At 62.6% G+C, this 17,240-nt stretch carries 15 protein-coding genes and 1 pseudogene; 8 read left to right on the forward strand and 8 right to left on the reverse strand.

All coding sequences use genetic code 11. The features are described 5' to 3' along the window. Positions 1–6: 6 nt before the first annotated feature. The 3 genes from P9292_RS35925 to P9292_RS35935 form a co-directional block, all read right to left on the reverse strand. Positions 7–993, reverse strand: coding sequence for a sugar kinase (locus P9292_RS35925; RefSeq protein ID WP_309963847.1), 987 nt, complete (start codon positions 991–993; stop codon positions 7–9). 14 nt (positions 994–1,007) lie between these two features. Further along, positions 1,008–1,778, reverse strand: a complete 771-nt coding sequence (locus tag P9292_RS35930) for a TIM barrel protein (RefSeq protein ID WP_309964310.1) — start codon at positions 1,776–1,778, stop codon at positions 1,008–1,010. 167 nt (positions 1,779–1,945) lie between these two features. After that, positions 1,946–2,833, reverse strand: a complete 888-nt coding sequence (locus P9292_RS35935; RefSeq protein ID WP_309963849.1) for a LysR family transcriptional regulator — start codon at positions 2,831–2,833, stop codon at positions 1,946–1,948. A gap of 112 nt (positions 2,834–2,945) precedes the next feature. Here P9292_RS35935 and P9292_RS35940 point away from each other — a divergent pair, with 112 nt between their 5' ends. Then, on the forward strand, positions 2,946–4,010 hold the full coding sequence (locus tag P9292_RS35940) for a YeiH family protein (protein WP_309963851.1): 1,065 nt from the start codon (positions 2,946–2,948) through the stop codon (positions 4,008–4,010). A 76-nt stretch (positions 4,011–4,086) separates the two neighbouring features. Here the strand turns inward: P9292_RS35940 and P9292_RS35945 are convergent, their stop codons facing one another. Further along, the gene (locus P9292_RS35945) at positions 4,087–5,325 is read right to left on the reverse strand and encodes a cystathionine gamma-synthase family protein (protein WP_309963854.1); all 1,239 of its coding nucleotides are present in this window, start codon (positions 5,323–5,325) and stop codon (positions 4,087–4,089) included. A gap of 241 nt (positions 5,326–5,566) precedes the next feature. Here P9292_RS35945 and P9292_RS35950 point away from each other — a divergent pair, with 241 nt between their 5' ends. The 5 genes from P9292_RS35950 (at position 5,567) to P9292_RS35970 (ending at position 9,801) form a co-directional block, all read left to right on the forward strand. Further along, complete coding sequence (locus P9292_RS35950) at positions 5,567–6,292, forward strand: glutathione S-transferase (protein WP_309963856.1); 726 nt, start codon at positions 5,567–5,569, stop codon at positions 6,290–6,292. Between the two features lie 48 nt (positions 6,293–6,340). Then, positions 6,341–7,144, forward strand: coding sequence for an aldo/keto reductase (locus P9292_RS35955; RefSeq protein WP_250464550.1), 804 nt, complete (start codon positions 6,341–6,343; stop codon positions 7,142–7,144). Between the two features lie 156 nt (positions 7,145–7,300). After that, positions 7,301–9,037 carry a ClcB-like voltage-gated chloride channel protein gene (locus P9292_RS35960; RefSeq protein ID WP_309963859.1) on the forward strand — a complete coding sequence of 579 codons (1,737 nt, stop codon included), beginning with the start codon at positions 7,301–7,303 and terminating at the stop codon, positions 9,035–9,037. A 227-nt stretch (positions 9,038–9,264) separates the two neighbouring features. Continuing rightward, on the forward strand, positions 9,265–9,528 hold the full coding sequence (locus tag P9292_RS35965; RefSeq protein WP_244827803.1) for a hypothetical protein: 264 nt from the start codon (positions 9,265–9,267) through the stop codon (positions 9,526–9,528). A gap of 30 nt (positions 9,529–9,558) precedes the next feature. Further along, on the forward strand, positions 9,559–9,801 hold the full coding sequence (locus P9292_RS35970) for a DUF2795 domain-containing protein (protein ID WP_250464545.1): 243 nt from the start codon (positions 9,559–9,561) through the stop codon (positions 9,799–9,801). Positions 9,802–10,134: 333 nt separating this feature from the next. On the opposite strand, the pseudogene P9292_RS35975 reads toward P9292_RS35970, so the two are convergent. Continuing rightward, positions 10,135–12,508: pseudogene (locus P9292_RS35975) on the reverse strand (AsmA family protein). 150 nt (positions 12,509–12,658) lie between these two features. Between P9292_RS35975 and P9292_RS35980 the strand changes: the two are divergent. Together P9292_RS35980 and P9292_RS35985 are read left to right on the forward strand one after the other, a co-directional pair. Further along, positions 12,659–13,363 carry an ATP-binding cassette domain-containing protein gene (locus tag P9292_RS35980; RefSeq protein WP_309963861.1) on the forward strand — a complete coding sequence of 235 codons (705 nt, stop codon included), beginning with the start codon at positions 12,659–12,661 and terminating at the stop codon, positions 13,361–13,363. Next, positions 13,360–14,175 carry an ABC transporter permease gene (locus P9292_RS35985; protein WP_309963862.1) on the forward strand — a complete coding sequence of 272 codons (816 nt, stop codon included), beginning with the start codon at positions 13,360–13,362 and terminating at the stop codon, positions 14,173–14,175. The genes P9292_RS35980 and P9292_RS35985 overlap by 4 nt, the downstream gene beginning before the upstream one ends. A gap of 17 nt (positions 14,176–14,192) precedes the next feature. Here the strand turns inward: P9292_RS35985 and P9292_RS35990 are convergent, their stop codons facing one another. The 3 genes from P9292_RS35990 to P9292_RS36000 form a co-directional block, all read right to left on the reverse strand. Beyond that, positions 14,193–14,666: a VOC family protein gene (locus P9292_RS35990; RefSeq protein ID WP_309963864.1), complete on the reverse strand. Its 474-nt coding sequence runs from the start codon at positions 14,664–14,666 to the stop codon at positions 14,193–14,195. Between the two features lie 22 nt (positions 14,667–14,688). Next, positions 14,689–15,156 (reverse strand): VOC family protein, encoded by a 468-nt coding sequence (locus tag P9292_RS35995; protein ID WP_309963866.1) that lies wholly within the window; start codon positions 15,154–15,156, stop codon positions 14,689–14,691. Between the two features lie 119 nt (positions 15,157–15,275). Further along, entirely contained in the window at positions 15,276–17,213 is a 1,938-nt protein-coding gene (locus tag P9292_RS36000; RefSeq protein WP_244827796.1) for a response regulator, read from the reverse strand. Positions 17,214–17,240 lie beyond the last annotated feature (27 nt).

A 17,240-nucleotide genomic window follows, 5' to 3' on the forward strand; every position in this document is an offset into this window, starting at 1 on the left:
TGAGGATCACGCGGCGTCGAGGGCAGCGCCCACATCCTGCGCTTCGAGCACGTCGAGCGCGGCGCGCGTGGGCAGGCCCTCGCTGTCGCCGATCACCTGAATCGCCAGCGCGCCGATGCGGTTGCCGCGCGCGATTGCATGCCGCACGTCGCGGCCTTCGAGCATCGCGCTCACTACGCCGACCGCGAAGCCATCGCCCGCGCCGACGGTATCCACGACCTTCGCGACGGGCACCGCGGGCACGATGCCGGCATCGCCATCGACGGTGCGAAAATACGCGCCGTATGCGCCCAGTTTCACGACCACGCCCTTCGCGCCCTGATCGAGATAAAACTTCGCGATGTCCTCGGGCTTCTCGTAGCCCGTCAGCGCCAACCCTTCGCTCACGCCCGGCAGCACCCAATCGGCAAGCGCCGCGAGCGCGTTGAGCGATTGCGCCATCGCGTCGCGCGACGGCCAGAGTGTCGGACGCAAATTCGGATCGAAGGAAATAGTCTTGCCTGCTGCACGCATTTCGCGGGCCATGTGGAAAGCCAGTTCACGCGAACTCGCGGAAATGGCCGGCGCCACGCCCGTCAGGTGCAGATGCCGCGCGTTGAGCACGTAATCAGCGGCGTAATCGTCAAGCGAAAGATGGCTTGCGGCCGAGCCCTTGCGGAAGTATTCGACTGCCGGATCGCTGCCGTCGTCGCACTTGCCCTTCAACTGGAAGCCGGTCGGATAGCGCTCGTCGATACTCACGCGGCGCGCATCGATGCCTTCGGCCGCGAGCACATCGAGCACGTATTGACCGAAGGAATCTCGCCCGACACGGCTCATCCAGCCCACCTTGAAGCCGAGCCGCGACAACCCGATAGCCACGTTCAGATCCGCGCCCGCGACGCGTTTGGTGAACTGGCCGACCTTTGCCAGATCGCCGGTTTCGGCGGCGACGAACATGGTCATCGCCTCGCCGTACGTAACGATGTCGAGGGCGTTTCGTTGTGATTGCATGCGGTACCTTGTATTCAAAATGCCGCGATACGCGCGACCTGAACGGCGGCGTCATCGGCGTCGAGAAAGGGATATTCGATTCCGCGCGGCACGTCACGCGGCAATTGCGCGAGGAGCGCGGCGAAGTGCGCATCGTCTTGCGACGGGGCTATGGCGAAACGTCGCGCGCCCTCGCCTGTCACTGCCTTGCAATGGATATAGGCCACGTGCGGCGCGAGACGCACGGCGGCATCGAGCGGGTCTTGATCCGGCCAGCGCCAGTTGCCAGTGTCGAAGGTCATCGCAAGCCCGTTTTGCGCCTGCGCGGGCAAAGCCGCGAACAACGCCTCGAACGCGCCGATCGTGCCGCCCGCCTTCAACTGGCCGTTTTCGGCGACCACCCGCGCTGGCGACGACGCCACCGCGTTCAGCAACCGATCGAGCGTTGCCGCATCGGTCGCCACGCCGCGTTCCGTGCCGCCCAATTGCAGCTTCACGATGCGCGCGCCCAGCGCATGCGCCTCGCCGATGGTCTGGGCGAGCGCACTGTCATCGAGAGCGCCATCGTCGCGAAACAAGGTTGCGGGCGTCGAGTGGACGGCCCACAAACCGAGTGTGCGGATGCGCGCGCCGAGACGCGAGAGCGCGTCGAAACTGGCATCGGATTCGTCGGCGAAAAGTTCGCGGCGCACTTCGAAACCCTGGGCGCCAGCGCGCGCGGCGGCTTCGGCGCAGACTGCGTGACCATCGGTGCGCACCGTGGCGGAGCCGAAGGCGCTGGCGACTACGACGACATCCGGGCGCATGCCGATTTTTGAAACATCAGATGAAATCACGCCTCTTTTCCATTGAAAACTGACAAAAACTAGCGGTGGAACCGGTTCCATTACAGCTGTTTGAAAAGGACGCCGTGGCGCCCCAATGAAGACGAATAGTGCTCTTGGCGGTGCGCGTTGTGCCATAGTGGAATTCCCTAGCCGAGAATCGAGGCGTCCTGGCAGAGTTCGAGAAAGCGCGCGGCGACACGCGAAGGCGTGTCGGCATGAGGAAGCAGGATCGAAAAGCGGCGCGTGAGCGGCGCCGGGCCGACGTGTACGCGTTGCAGCATGCCGTCCTCATGCCGGATCGACATTGCCGAGACGAAGCCGATACCCATGCCCGCCCGCACCGCTTCCTTGACGCCCTCGACGCCCGCGATTTCGAGCGCGACGCGCACGGCCACCTTGCCCTGTGCGAACGCGCGCTCGACGATCTGCCGCACGCCCGAGCCGCTTTCGCGCAGCACGAGCGGATAGCCGCCGATTTCATCGAGCGTGGCGTCTTGCCTTTCGGCGAGCGGGTGACCGCGCGGAACGATAGCCACGATCTCGTCGTCGCGCCAAGCGGTCACCGTAGTGCCCGACGGCAACTCGCCACTTGGCTGGCCTTCGATAAGCGCGATATCGAGCGAACCGAGCGCAGCGACGATTTCCGCCGTGTTCCCGTCGATGGTCGTCAGCGTCACGTCGGGATAGCGCTTGTGGAATGCGGCGATCAGATAAGGCAGCAGGTAGCTCGCGGGCGTCGTGCTCGCACCGATACGCAATGTGCCGCGCTCGAGCCCGCGCAACGCGTCCCGCAGCGCGTGTGCTTGCCGGAAGCTCTCGCGCACACGCTCCGCGTGGACGAGCAGCTGTTCGCCGGCTGCGGTCAGGCGAACGCCCCGGCCGTCGCGCAAATACAGCGATTCGCCGAATTCGTCCTGCAAAAGCCGAAGCTGCCCCGACACGGCAGGCTGCGACAAATGCAACGCAACAGCCGCGCGGCTGATGTTGCCGTGCTCGGCAACGGTGGCGAAGGTTATCAGCTGATCCGGGGTCATCTTGCAAAAATATCAGATCAACCGATACATTACATCCTAAATCACGATTTTTCATATGCATATGAGTGATTTAGGATTAGCACATCGCAACGCAATGTCAAAGGACGTCTCCATGTCCGCCGTACCCGCCGCACCGTCAATCGCCGAAGCATCGTCCGCGCGTGGGCAGCTAAACGGAATTCTTTTCGTCGCGCTGTTCGCGGCAGCCGTGACGCATCTGTCCGCGCTGCCGTTCATCGCTGGATTGGGCATCAGCCCGTTGATCGTCGGCATTGCCGCGGGGACGATCTACGGCAACGCGCTGCGCCACGGCATGCCCGAAAGCTGGGCGGCGGGCGTGAACTTCTCCGCGCGCAAATTGCTGCGCATCGCGGTGGCGCTCTTCGGGTTGCGCGTGAGTCTGCAAGAAATCGCGCACGTCGGGCTGTCGGGTTTCGCGGTATCTGTGCTGGTGGTCGTGAGTACGCTTGCCATCGGCACATGGTTCGGCATGAAGGTCATGAAGCTCGACCGCGATACCGCCTTGCTCACGGCCGCCGGCAGCGCCATCTGCGGCGCCGCGGCCGTGCTCGCGTTCGAATCGACCTTGCAATCGAAGCCCCACAAGAGCGCGATGGCCGTTGGCAGCGTGGTCCTGTTCGGCACGCTCTCCATGTTCCTCTATCCGCTCGCGATTCACGCAGGCTGGTTGCATCTCGACACGCTCGGCACGGGCCTTTTCTTCGGCGGCACGATTCACGAAGTCGCGCAGGTCGTTGGCGCGGCAAGCAACGTGAGCCCGGAAGCGGCGCATATCGCGACTATCGTGAAGATGACGCGCGTCATGTTGCTCGTGCCGGTCCTGCTCGTGGTCGGCTTCTGGATCAATCGCAAGCGTCATGATCAAAGCGCACAAAGCGGCACGGGCAAGCTCGCGGTGCCCTGGTTCGCCTTCGGCTTCCTCGCGCTCGTGGTGGTGAATTCGCTGCACGTGTTGCCCGCCAGCGCGACCAGCACGCTCAACACGCTCGATACCTTCGCGCTCACCATGGCGATGACCGCACTCGGCATGGAAACGCGCATCGCGCAGATTCGCGAAGCGGGTCCGCGTGCGATTGCAACCGGCGCGATTCTGTATGCATGGTTGATCGGCGGTGGACTTGCGATCACGTATGGTGTGGAGCGTCTTTTCGGCTGATCGTATCGATGCTGGACACAAAAGAGCCGTCGACTGAACCGACGGCTTTTTTGCATTCGAAGCCCGCTTTCGCGGCTTACGCGTGCTTCAACGCTTGTTCGAAATCGGCGATGAGATCGTCGATATCCTCGATACCCAGCGACAAGCGCAGCATGCCGTCCGAAATGCCCATTGCGCGGCGTACGTCCGGACCGGCTTCGTGGAAGATGGTCGGTGCAACGGGGATGATGAGCGTGCGTGTATCGCCGAGACCGGTCGCCTTGATCGGGATCTGCAGCGCGTTGACGAAGTCGATCATGCGTTCGGGATGGCGCAACTCGAATGACAAGAGCCACGAGCCGTTTTTGAACAGACTCTTCGCGACTTCATATTGCGGATGACTCGGCAAACCCGGATAAAGCACGCGACCCACCGCTTCGTGTTTCTCCAGGAACTGCGCCAGTGCGAGCGCGTTATCGCTGCTCTTGCCGACTCGCAACGCCAACGTCTCCGCGCCTAGCGCAATCTGATGCGCCTGCTCGGACGACAACGCCGCGCCCATGTCGCGCAAACCCTTCTTGCGAATTTGCAGAAGCCCTTGCTCCTTCGCGGGCGAGCGCCGGTAGTCATCGGCGATATTCGGGTACGTGCTCCAGTCGAAGACGCCCGTGTCCGTGACCGCACCGCCGAGCGCCGCGCCGTGTCCCGCAATCGTCTTTGTCAGCGAGTTGACGACGAGGCTCGCGCCGACATCCTTCGGCCTGAAAAGCGCCGCAGACGTGATGGTGTTATCGACGACATAAGCGAGCCCGCGTTCGCGACACAGTTCGCCGATACCTTTCAAATCCGGGATCTGCGTGCCCGGATTCGCGATGGTCTCGACGAACACCATGCGCGTGTTGGCCTTGAGCGCGTTGGCGACGTTAGCGACATCGCCTGCATCGACCACCGTCACTTCGATGCCGAGCGCGCGCAGCGTGCCGAACACGCTATTGGTATTGCCGAAGACGAACTGGCTCGACACGAGATGATCGCCCGCGCGCAGAAGCGTGAGAAACACCGCGCAGATTGCGCCCATGCCGGTGCTGAAGCAGATGGAACCCGCGCCGCCTTCGAGCTTCGTGATCTTGCGCTCGAGCGCCGCAGTGGTCGGCGTGCCCTGACGAGCATAGTTGAACCCGCCCTTCTTCGTGCCTTGAAACACGCCGATGAGATCTTCCACGCGTTCGAAGCCATACTGAACCGACGTATGGATGGGTTGACGCACGCCGCCATGCTCGACGCCCGCGTCACGATCGCCGTGTACGATGCCAGTGGTGAAGCCTTGCTTGTCCATCTTCTCTCCGCTTCGAAGTCGTTCGCTCTCTGACGGGCATCGCGAGTCAGCCCTCGAGCAAAGGCTTCATTTTACATCGCGGCCCGCGCCGCCACGGCCCCAGGCGGGTACGCGTGTTGCTCGCCTGAACACTCGTTCGCGTGCTCGACCGCGCGGCAAGCAGCACGCGATTAACTTGCCAACCCAAGCATCCGCCGCGCATGGCGTCAAAAGCACGGCACGTTTGACAAGGAGCCCACGCATGGCTTACGAACTCTATTACTGGGACGGATTGCAAGGCCGGGGCGAATATGTGCGCCTCGCGCTCGAAGACGCGGGCGCCGAATACATCGATGTCGCGCGTTCGAAGAAAGGCATGGACGCGATGATGAAGCTCCTCGGCAGCAAGACCGAGCCGCACATTCCGTTCGCGCCGCCGTTTCTGAAGGACGGCAATCTGATCGTGCCGCATGTCGCGAATATCCTGCTGTATCTCGGCCCGAAGCTAAAGCTCGCGCCGAAGGACGAAGGCTTGCGCTACGTAGCCCATGGCTTGCAGTTGACCATCGCGGATATCGTCGCGGAAGTGCATGACACGCATCATCCGCTCGCGACCGATCTCTATTACGAAGACCAGAAAGAAGCCGCGAAAACGCGCTCGAAAAATTTCCTGGACCAGCGCGTGCCCAAATTCATGGGTTATTTCGAGCGCGTGCTGAAGCAGAATCCGCACGGCGACACACAAATGGTCGGCGACACGACGACCTACGTCGATCTCTCCGTCTTTCAACTCGTCGATGGCCTGCACTACGCCTTCCCGCGCGCGATGAAGACCTTCGGCAAGCACTATCCGCGTGTCGCGGCGCTGCATGACGCCGTGCTGCAACGGTCCAATATCGCCGCTTATGTCGATTCGGAACGGCGCATCCCGTTCAACGAATCCGGCATTTTCAGGCACTATCCCGAACTCGATCAGGACGCGAAGTAAGACGCGTCACTGAGTTCACTGATCGCCTCAACGAAACAAGGAGCCAGCATGATCGAAACGATTCCCTCCTTCGGCCTCGGCACATTCCGTGTCGATGCCGCGAAGACCACCGAAGCCGTCAGAAGCGCATTGCAGATCGGCTTTCGTCATATCGACACCGCGCAGTTCTACAACAACGAAGCCGCCGTCGGCGCGGGCGTGCGCGAGTCAGGCATTCCGCGCGAAGACGTCTGGGTGACGACGAAAGTCTGGTGGGACCGGCTGCAGCACGACAAGCTGATCGCGAGTCTCAAGGACAGTCACGAAAAGCTCGATATCGGCACGATCGATCTCGCGCTCGTGCATTGGCCGTCGCCCGAGGGCGCGGTGCCTATCGCCGAAACGCTTGGCGCGTTTCAGGAAGCGCAGAAGCTCGGCCTCATCCGTCATTACGGCGTGTCGAACTTCACCGCGCCGCTGCTCGAACAAGCACTCGAGGCGCCGGGCGGCAAGGAGATCGTGACGAACCAGATCGAAGTGAGCCCGTTCCTCGCGAACCGCGCGTTGGTCGAAGCCACCCAACGGCTCGGCGTGAAAGTGACCGCCTATATGCCGCTCGGCGAAGGCCGCGCGCATAACGACATGACCATCAAGGCCATCGCGAAGAAGCACGGCGCGACGCCCGCGCAAGTTACCTTCGCATGGCTTTTGGCGCGCGATATCGTGGTGCTGTCGGCATCGACGAATCCGGAGCATCAACAGATCAACTGGGATGCGCAAAAGCTCGAGCTCGACGCCGACGACATCGCGAAGATCGACAAGCTCGACGAAGGCAAGCGCAACGCGAATCCTTCGTTCGCGCCGAAGTGGTGAGCGCGTAGACCGAAGCGCTGGATGCATCACTTGAAAAGCCTGGCTGTCTTCGATAGCCGGGCTTTTTTTCGCGCGCTCGAAAGTGGACGGATGATGCGCAATGCTATCCTTGCGTCGGCCTTATTCCATTTGCTTCTAAGCTTTCCACGATAATCCGTGCTTTCGTTCCTGCTTCGGCTGCGCACGCGCGCTCAACAACTCTTCCGTTTGTCGGATGCGCACACCATGCTCATCTGGGCAGTCGTCGTCGGCGTTGCGGGCGCGTTCGCGACATCGGCGTTTCGTGAAGGCATCGATTCGCTGCAACGGGCGTTCGGCGGCGAACCCGGCAACTTCGTCAAGATGGCCGAAAGCCTGCCGTGGCCGCTGCGTATCGTGTTGCCAGCGGCGGGCGGGCTCATCGCGGGCTTCTGTTTGATCGTCGCACGGGTTCGTCAAGACAAGCACGCGAACACGGATTACATGGAAGCGGTGACCATCGGCGATGGCGTCGTGCCCGTGTGGCAAAGCATCTGGCGCAGCCTGTCGTCGCTTTTCACGATCACGAGCGGCGGCTCCATCGGCCGCGAAGGGTCGATGGTGCAGCTCGCCGCGCTCGCTTCATCGCTTATCGGACGCTGGGTCCACTTCGATCCGCCGCGCCTGCGACTGCTCGTGGCGTGCGGCGCGGCGGCCGGGATCACCTCCGCATACAACGCGCCGATCGCGGGCGCGTTCTTCGTCACCGAAATCGTGCTGGGCTCCATCGTCATGGAGAGCTTCGGGCCGATCGTCGTGTCGTCGGTCGTCGCCAACATCACGATGCGCGAGTTCGCCGGGTATCGGCCGCCTTACCAGATGCCGGTGTTTCCGCCCATCGCGGGCCTCGAAGTGCTGCTCTTCGTCGTGCTCGGTTTGCTGTGCGGCGCGCTCGCGCCACACTTCCTGCGGCTGCTCGCAGAGTCGCGCAAGCGCTTTGCGAAGTTGCCGCTGCCCTTGCCGATTCGTCTCGCGCTCGGCGGACTGATCGTCGGCGTCATTTCGATCTGGTGGCCCGAAGTCTGGGGCAACGGTTATGAAGTGGTGAACTCGCTTCTGCATCAGCCGTGGACGTGGTCCGCGCTCTTGCTGGTGCTCGTCTTCAAGCTCCTCGCCACCGCGGCGACGGCCGGCTCGGGCGCGGTAGGCGGTATCTTCACGCCCACGCTTTTCGTCGGCGCCGTGCTCGGCTGTCTCTTCGGTCTCGGCGTTCACGCCATCTGGCCGCATACGACTTCACAGCCATTCGCCTACGCCATGGTGGGCATGGGCGCGTTTCTCGCCGCGGCCACGCACGCGCCGCTCATGGCGATCCTCATGATCTTCGAGATGACGCTGTCGTACTCGGTGGTGTTGCCGCTCATGCTTTCGTGCGTGGTGGCATATTTCATTGCCCGAACCTCCGAGCAGACGTCGATGTACGAAGTCACCCTGCGTCGCACGCGCGAAGAGAAGGAGCGTCTGCGCCTCGCGGCCACGCAGATGCGCGAACTCGTCAAGCCGCCCGATACCGTCGTCCCGCTCGATGCAAACGTGAACGACATGACGCGCGTGTTCCTCGAATATCCCGTGAAGTATCTGTATGTCGTGGATGACGCGGGGCGCTTTCGCGGTGTGGTCGCACTCAAGGACATCACGTCCGATCTTCTCGACAAGCAAGACACATCCGCGCGTACCGCCGCCGATTACCTCCAGCCGCAATTCGACGTGCTCACACCCGACATGTCGCTCGGCGAAGCACTGCAGCACTTCCTCGCGTTTCAGGGCGAGCGGCTTCCTGTCATCGAAAAAAAGAGCGAGCCGCTGCTGCTCGGTGTCGTGTACAAAACCTCTCTTCTCGACGCATACTTCCGTCTGAATCCGACCCAGCGCTGAAAGTGCGCGGCTGTGCAATTTCGCGGCGCATGCCGATCCGCAGCGCTGGGTGGAAGCGGATTATTCATAAGTTAGAAATCACGCGAAGTGTTTGCGCGCGAGCACCGCTCGTTGCGCCCGTGCGAGGTCTGCTTCATTGGCATGCACGCACGAACGGTGCGTGAGGGACGTATCGGCATAGGCTTTGCTTGATGCTTCTCGCTGCCTACGTGAGGAGGGGTTGCCCGATGAAGACCTCAACGTTGTTGACGATGGCATTGGTTTCGGCGTCGTGTTACGCCGCGCCTCTGCACACGAGTTCGACTGACGATTCGGCCGTAGTGGCCGCAACGCGCGCTGCCTTGCGTGTGAACGCCGGGCCGGTCGCGCCGCCCGCGCCCGAAATCGCGGCAGATAGTCTCGACCACGCGCACTGGCGTCATGTGCCGCTGCCGAAATCGCGTACGCCGAGTCACGGTATGGCAAGCCAGACCATTCAGGTACAGACCTGAAGCGCTCACTTCTTCATCTACAGGAATTCCATGTCGGATACACCCGGAACTCAGAGCCTGAACGACGAACCCATCGACGATGAAATCGCCGAAGTCCTGCGTTATGCCACGTTCCCAGCCAACAAGGACGCACTAGTGAATGCCGCGCGCGAAGCCGGTGTCAGCAACGATGTGATCGCTGTTTTCGATGGTCTGCCCGAGCAAGACTATAAGGATGCGAATTCCGTCGAGCAGTTGCTCGGAAGCAATGGCGGTCCGGGAATCTCGGTCTAGGAAGGGCGTCTCAAAGAGCCGAAGTTGTCCCCAGCAATTGGGGACCACCCTGTTGAAAACCCGCTGTGAACTCGTCTAAGCATTTGACGCGCAACGAAAAACACCCTGCGCTTCAAGTCGCGCCAACCTGCCCGCGCCCTCTGCATAACTTATCCCCCGCAAACGGGGAAATGCCTGTGGAAAAGCGCTTGGCGACTCAGCTAATTTCTTGATTCTGTTCGCAAAACGCCGTGCGTCGCGGATCAGGTCATGCTCTACGTGTCAAACGAATAGCTCGATCCTTGCCCGACTTGTCCACAGATTCTGTGGACAAGCCTGTGCAGTACGTTGCTCTTAGCTTCCGCGATACTGCGCCGCACTGGCCGGCGCGGCCGGCACGGCCTTCTTCGCCGGCGGCTTGGAAGCCGAGCCCGCGGCCGCACCCGACGACATATAAGCCGGCGCCGCCTTGGTCGTTTGCTTCTGTCCGGCAGGCGGCGCTGTTGGCGCATTGCGCATGTCGGCCAGCATCTGCGCGCACGGCAACGGCTTGTTGTTGCTCGGCTGGATCAGCGGGATCAACGCGGCAAACGGGTTGATGAGTCCAAGACCGACCATCGCACCGCCGCGCACCGCCAACGCGCCGACATTCACGCCAACCTTCGGGTCCTTGAACGTGCCCTTCACATACAGCGGCGAACGCAACGAAAAGATGCGGAAGCCCTTCGTATGCGGATGAATCCCCAGATCCATCTGTTCGCTCTTCAGATTGATGTTGCCGTCGACGTTGATGACCGCGTCGTCGGTATCGAGTGCGAATACGCGCGAGTCGAGCACGCCATCCGTGACGACGAAATCGGTCGCGGCGCAGTTGATGTTCACATCGCGCTTGCCGAAGAGCTTCTCGTAGACGACGTTCGCCACGTTCAGGCCCGCCGCTTCCATGTACAGCCGGGCTCACGGTGCCCTGCGTCACGAGCGCCTTGATCTCGCCGTTGGACGTTGCAGCGAGCGCGGCGGGCGAATTGCCGGTGGCGGACAACGCCGCGTCGCCGTTCACTTCACCGAGCGCGGATTGCATGGTTTTCACGGTCGGGAACAGCTGCTTGAGCTTTAGATGCCGCGCCTCCGCCGACACGCGTCCCTTAAGAGGCGCCGCACTGCCATCCAGATGAATGTTCGACGAGAACGCGCCGCCCGCCACGCCGAACTTGAGCGGTTCGAATGACAGCACGCCATCCTTCATCACGACGTGCGTATAGAGATCCGTGATCGGCAGGTCGGGGTCCTTGATGATGCGCTGACCGGTGAACTTCACGTCGGCATCGATGGCCTTCCAGCGATCGGTTTTAAACTCCTCGGTCGGCAACGCCTTCGCCGACGGCTGCTTTTCCGTCTCGCCGCGCTTGGCTTTGCTCGCGTTCGAATCCGCACCGATGATCGGCGCGAGGTCCGCGAAACGCAGCAGATGCGACACGAGTTCGCCCTGAAGCAGCGGTCGCGGCTTCCTGCCCGCATAGACGAGCGAGCCGTTGATGTCGCTGCCACCCACGCGGCCCGTGAAGTTCTCGTAGTGGAACACGTTGCCGTCTTCCTTGAACTGACCGGTGAGGCGCCCTTCCGTGGCGAAAGGCGGCGTTTCCGGCAGCGTCACGCCCGTGAACGGATACAGATGCGCCATGCTGACCGCCTGAATCCACAGCCGCAGATCGAGCGCCGCGAGATGCGCGGGATCGGTCACGGTGCCGACGAACGCGATATGCGTGTCACCCAGGCGCACATCGGCCTGAACGGGGAACGGGCGCGCCGCGTCCTGCACCGCGAGCACGCCGCCGAGTTTGCCGTCGCCGGAAACCCTGCCGCCGTTGTAGGTGCCCTTGACCGTCCAGCCGAAGGCATACGGCGGAATCGGCGGCTTCACGCCTTCTTTCGTCGTGATGCTCTGATTGGCCGACGTACTCGCCGGATTCGGCGCCGATGCATTCGCCGCCGCAGCCGCGGATGCAGCCGAAGCTGCGGACGCCTCCGAAGCCGCCGCTGCATCCGTCTGCTTTTCCAGTTTGGCCGCGCCGCTTTTGCCGACCATCTCCGCCGACGATTTGCTCGACGCCTCTTGTTGCTGCTTCATCACTTCGCCGATCGGCACGGCCTGGCCGAGCGTATCGATATCGACCTGCATCTCGGCCTTGGTCACTTCGTCGTGCACGCCGACCTTGCCTTTTGCAAGCGAGATATCGCCGAGCTTGAGATTCCACGTCGAAGGTTCGGTGGACTGCTTGAACTTGAACGTCCAGTTGTTGCGGTTGTCCTTGAGCCGCTCGACATCGATGGAAGGATTCACCAGATTGATCGCGGGAATGACGATGTCGTGCGCGAGCAGCGGCAGCACGGCCACCTGAAAGTCGATTTCGTCGAGCGTGGCGAAATACTGGTTGCGCGCCCAGTCCGGGTTCGCGACGGTGATCTTTTCAGCCGAGAAGCGCGGCCACGGCACCCAGCGTTTCCAGCCCGTTTCGTTAGGCGGACGGCGCCAGCCCACCTTCAGGTCGCCGGTAATATGAAACTGCCGCCCAATAGCTTGCGAGACTTTGTCATCGACCCACGGCCTCAGGCGATTCCAGTCGAACGTCAGGAAAATAACCACGATCACCGCTATCAGTACCGCCAGAACGGCAAAAAACCATGCGACGATCTTTCCGATTTTTCTGCTCGTGCGGGCCTGCGCCATGACCTCTCCATCCATTTTTTCTGATTGTGTGTGGCGCAGCACAGAGTGTGCCCGCGTGACGGTCGACGTGTGTCATGAGCGCCGCATGTCATGGGCAACGCCCGGCCTTTTCCGTAAGATGACGGCTCGATAAATGCCCCACGAGGTCCGATGCCTTCTTCACTCGTCGCAACCGTTGGCGTCGCACGGCGCGATACCGCGCGCGGCACCGTCCTTTTGCATCCCACGGATTTCGTGCTGAGCGAAGGCGAGCGCGCCGCGATCACAGGACCGTCGGGATCGGGCAAGAGCGTCTTTTTGCGTACCCTCGCGCTGCTCGATGCCTGCGACGAGGGTTACGTGACTTGGCGCGGCGAGCGTATCGCGCGCGCGGGCATTCCGGCTTATCGACGACGCGTGGCCTACATCGCTCAACGGCCCGCGATGCTGGACGGAAGTGTCGAGGACAACCTGCGTTATCCGTACACACTCAAGGCTTATCGCGATGCCCGTTTCGATCGCGCGATGGCCACGCAACTTGCGGAAGCGGCGGGACGCGGCGCGGACTTTCTCGACAAGGCCGCAAGCGAGTTGTCCGGCGGTGAGGCGCAGATCGCCGCGCTCGTGCGTGTACTGCAACTCGCGCCCGACGTGCTGCTGCTCGACGAGCCCACGGCATCGCTCGATCCGGCTTCGGCGCGCTCGATCGAAGCGCTGGTCAGCGCGTGGTTCGAATCGGCGGACAAAGCGGATGACAAACCGGGCAACAAGCGCGGGAGCATCTGGGTATCGCACGACCCCGAACAGGCTGCGCGCGTGGCCACGCGTCATTTGTCGATGAACGCGGGCGTCCTCACCGAAGCGAGCGCGCCATGAACGGTTATCAAAACCTCAGTCTCCTCGATATCGCGCTTGCGGCGGCGCTGATCGTGGTGAACGGCGCGTTGTCGGTCGCGCTCAATCTCGGGCTCGAACGCAAGCTCGCGATCGCGGCCATACGCACCGTCGTTCAATTGCTGCTGATAGGCTATGTGCTCGGCTGGGTGTTTGCCTTCAGCCGGTGGTATGTCGTGCTGCCGCTCATGGCGTTGATGACCATCATCGCGGGATTGTCCGCTTCGAATCGCGGACGGCGCACCTACACCGGACAACGCGCCGACAGCATCGTGTCGATCTGGGCGAGTTCGTGGCTGATCTGCGCATTCGGGCTGTTCGTCGTGATCCGCATTCATCCGTGGTACGAGCCGCAATACGCCATACCCATTCTCGGCATGATTCTCGGCAATACGCTCACAGGCGTGTCGCTCGGCATCGAACGCATGACGGAGGAACTGACCGCCGGACGCGCGGCCGTGGAGATGTCGCTCGCATTAGGCGCGACGCGCTGGGAAGCCGCGCAAGGGCCCGCGCGGCAGGCCGTGCGCGCGGGCATGATTCCTACGCTCAACCAGATGACCGTCGTGGGCCTCGTCAGTCTGCCGGGGATGATGACCGGTCAGGTGCTGGCGGGACAATCGCCATTGCAGGCGGTGCGCTATCAGATCGTCATCATGTTTCTGATCGCCGCGGCTTCGGCGCTCGGCGTGGTCGGCGCAGTCGTGTTGACGTATCGGCGGCTGTTCTCGCCGGATCACCGCTTCATGGCCGCGAAGCTCGTGGAGAGGAAGGCGAAGAAGCGCTCTGCCTGAAGCGCTTCCTTTTCGCGTCACGCTCCGCGGTATGCCCGCTCCAGTTCGTCGAGGTCGAGCTTCACCATCGTTCTCATCGAGGTCATCGTGCGGTTGGCCTTGTCCGGGTCGGGGTCCTGCAGCATCTTGAGCAGCTTTCTCGGCGCGATCTGCCACGTCACGCCGAAACGGTCCGTGAGCCAGCCGCAGGCCATCGCCTGGCCGCCTTCGAGAAGCTTGTCCCAGTAGCGGTCGATCTCGGTCTGACTGTCGCATTTGACGAACAACGACAGGGCGGGCGTGAACTTGAATTCTGGGCCGCCGTTGAGCGCCATGATGTCTTCGCCTTCCAACTGGAACAGAATGGCGAGCACGCTGCCCGGCGTGCCCGGACTGGCCTCGTTATGCAGCATGGTTTCAACCATGCGTGCGTCCTTGAACACGCTCAGATAGAAATCGACGGCCTCCTGCGCGTTGCCGTCGAACCATAGGCATGGCGATATCTTGTTCATGAGTCTCTCCTTGAAAGGCGCGTTATTCGCGCGGCGCGGTCATCGCCTTTTGCATGTCCTCGGGGCTCACGTCGCGTACGTGCGATGCCAACGACCACTGATGCCCGAACGGGTCGACGAGCCGGCCGTAACGGTCGCCCCAGAACATCTGGGCAACCGGCATGGTGACTTCGGCGCCGGCATTGATGGCCTGCGTGAACGTGGCATCGACATCTTCGACATAAAGGTGGATGGTCACCGGCGACCCTTTGATCGCCTTCGGGCCGAGCATGCCGAAGGTCGGGTTCTCGTCGACGAGCATCAGCACCGAATCGCCGATCTTGACCATGGCATGCATGAGCTTGCCGTCCGGTCCGGGCAGACGGCCCAGTTCGACGGCGTTGAAGGCGCGCACGTAGAAGTCGATCGCCTCCGCCGCGCCCGCGCACGTGAGGTGCGGGGTCAGCGAACGCATGCCAGGCGGAATGGGGTTGACGGCGGGTGTGGACATGGCTGGCTCCGTAGAAGTGACGAGACGCGCCGGGAATCGGCGCCGCTCTCCTACCCTACAACGTGCAAGCCAGGCGTCAATCGACATCGATCCGGACTTCGGCCGGATTTTTTTGCAGCTCAGGCGTCCGGCGTTTCGGCCAGCGTCTGAATGAGCCCTTCGAGCCGCGAAAAGTTGACGGGCTTCGTCAGATGATCCCGAAAACCTGCTTCCCGGCAACGTCGAATGTCTTCGTCCATGCCGTAGCCCGTAATGGCCACGGCGGGCTTGTCGGGCTGCAGCTCGCGCCACGCGCGCGCGATGTCGAGACCGGTGCCATCCGGCAAGCCGATGTCGCTCACGAGAAGATCGAACGACGCCTCTTTCGCGCGTTCGAGCGCAACTGCCACCGTGCTGGCGACAGTAACGACGTGACCGAGCATCTCCAGCACTTCCGCCATCGCCGATGAAGTCTGCTCGTTGTCCTCGACGAGCAATACGCGCAGCGAACGGCCGTGTTCGTGCCGCTTTGCCTCGACGAGCGGCTCGGCCTCGTGCTGCGGCTCCATTTTCGCGAGCGGCAACGTGAGCGTGAAACGCGCGCCCGCATCGCGGCCTTCGCTGTAGGCCGAGAGCGTGCCGCCATGCTTCTGCGCGAGCGTGCTGGCGATAGCCAGGCCCAAGCCCAGCCCGCCGAAGGAACGCGTGATGGAATCGTCGGCCTGTTCGAACGCGGAAAAAATGCGCGGCAATGCTTCGGCGCTGATGCCGATGCCGCTATCCGTCACCGATACCGCGATGGTCGCGCGATCCGGATTCCACGTCCGTACTTCGAGCCGCCCGCCCGCCGGGGTGAACTTCACCGCGTTCTTCATCAGGTTCCAGACGATCTGCTGAAGGCGCGCGGCATCGCCGAAAACGACGAACTGGTGCGCGTCGAAGCGCGTGTCGAGCGTGAGATTCTTCGCGCGCATGTCGGCTTCCGACATGTCGAGCGCGCTCGTGAGCAAGGTATCGAGCGCGACGCTCGCGAAATTCAGACTCAGCTTGCCGCGCGCGATGCTCGTCAGATCGAGCAGATCGTCGATCAGACGCGCCTCCAGTTCCACATTGCGGCGAATCAGTTCAAGCGTGGGATGCGCCTCGTGCGACAGCGAATGCTTCATTTCGAGCAGACGCACGGCGGCGAGAATCGGCGTGAGCGGCGTGCGCAATTCATGCGACAGCACCGCCAGGAAATGGTCTTTCGCGCGATTCGCGGATTCCGCCTGATCCTTGGCGAGCCGCAAGGCATCGGCGGCCATGTGCGCGTCGGTGGCGTCGCGCACGATCTTCGAGAAGCCGATCAGTTCGTCGTTTTCCGTGCGGATGGCCGTGGTCACGCCCGAGGCGAAGAACGAGTGGCCGTCCTTGCGCCACAGCCAGCGGTCGTCGCTGGCGCTGCCCTCGCGCCGCGCGATGTCGAGTTCGTCCTCGAATACGCCGGTTTCGCGGTCTTCCTGGTTATAGAAGATGCTCGCGCTCTGGCCGAGCACGTCTTGCGCCGGAAAGCCGAGAATGCGCTCCGACGCCGCGTTCCACGTGCGAATGCGCCCTTCCGGGTCGAGCGTGATGACGGCGTAGTCCTTCAGCGCGTCGATCAGCATGCGAAAGTGCGTCTCCGTCTCGCGCAGCGCGCGCTCCACCGCAATGCGTTGCGCACGCTCGTCGCTCTCGCGCATGGCGCGGCGCACCACCGCGGGCAGCCGTTGCAGACGCTGCTTCAGCACATAGTCGGTCGCGCCGCGTTTGAGCATGTCGACGGCGTGTTCTTCGCCGAGCAGCCCGGACACGAAGATGAACGGGGTATCCGGCGCGCGCTCGCTCGCGATGCTCAGCGCCTCGATGCCGGAGAACGTGGGCATGACGAAGTCCGCGAGAATCACGTCGAAGCGCTTGGCGGCGAGCTCCGCGATGAAGTTCGCCGAGTCGTAGACGATGGACGCATCCACCGCGTAATCGGCGCGCTCGAGCTGAGCGATGGTCAGCTCCGCATCGAGTGCGTTGTCTTCCACGAGAAGCAGATGCAGGGGCTGCATGGTCTAGGCGGCCTCGCGAGAAAACGC

Origin of the sequence: Caballeronia sp. LZ001 (genome assembly GCF_031450875.1) — a bacterium.
In the GTDB taxonomy this organism is placed as follows: domain Bacteria; phylum Pseudomonadota; class Gammaproteobacteria; order Burkholderiales; family Burkholderiaceae; genus Caballeronia.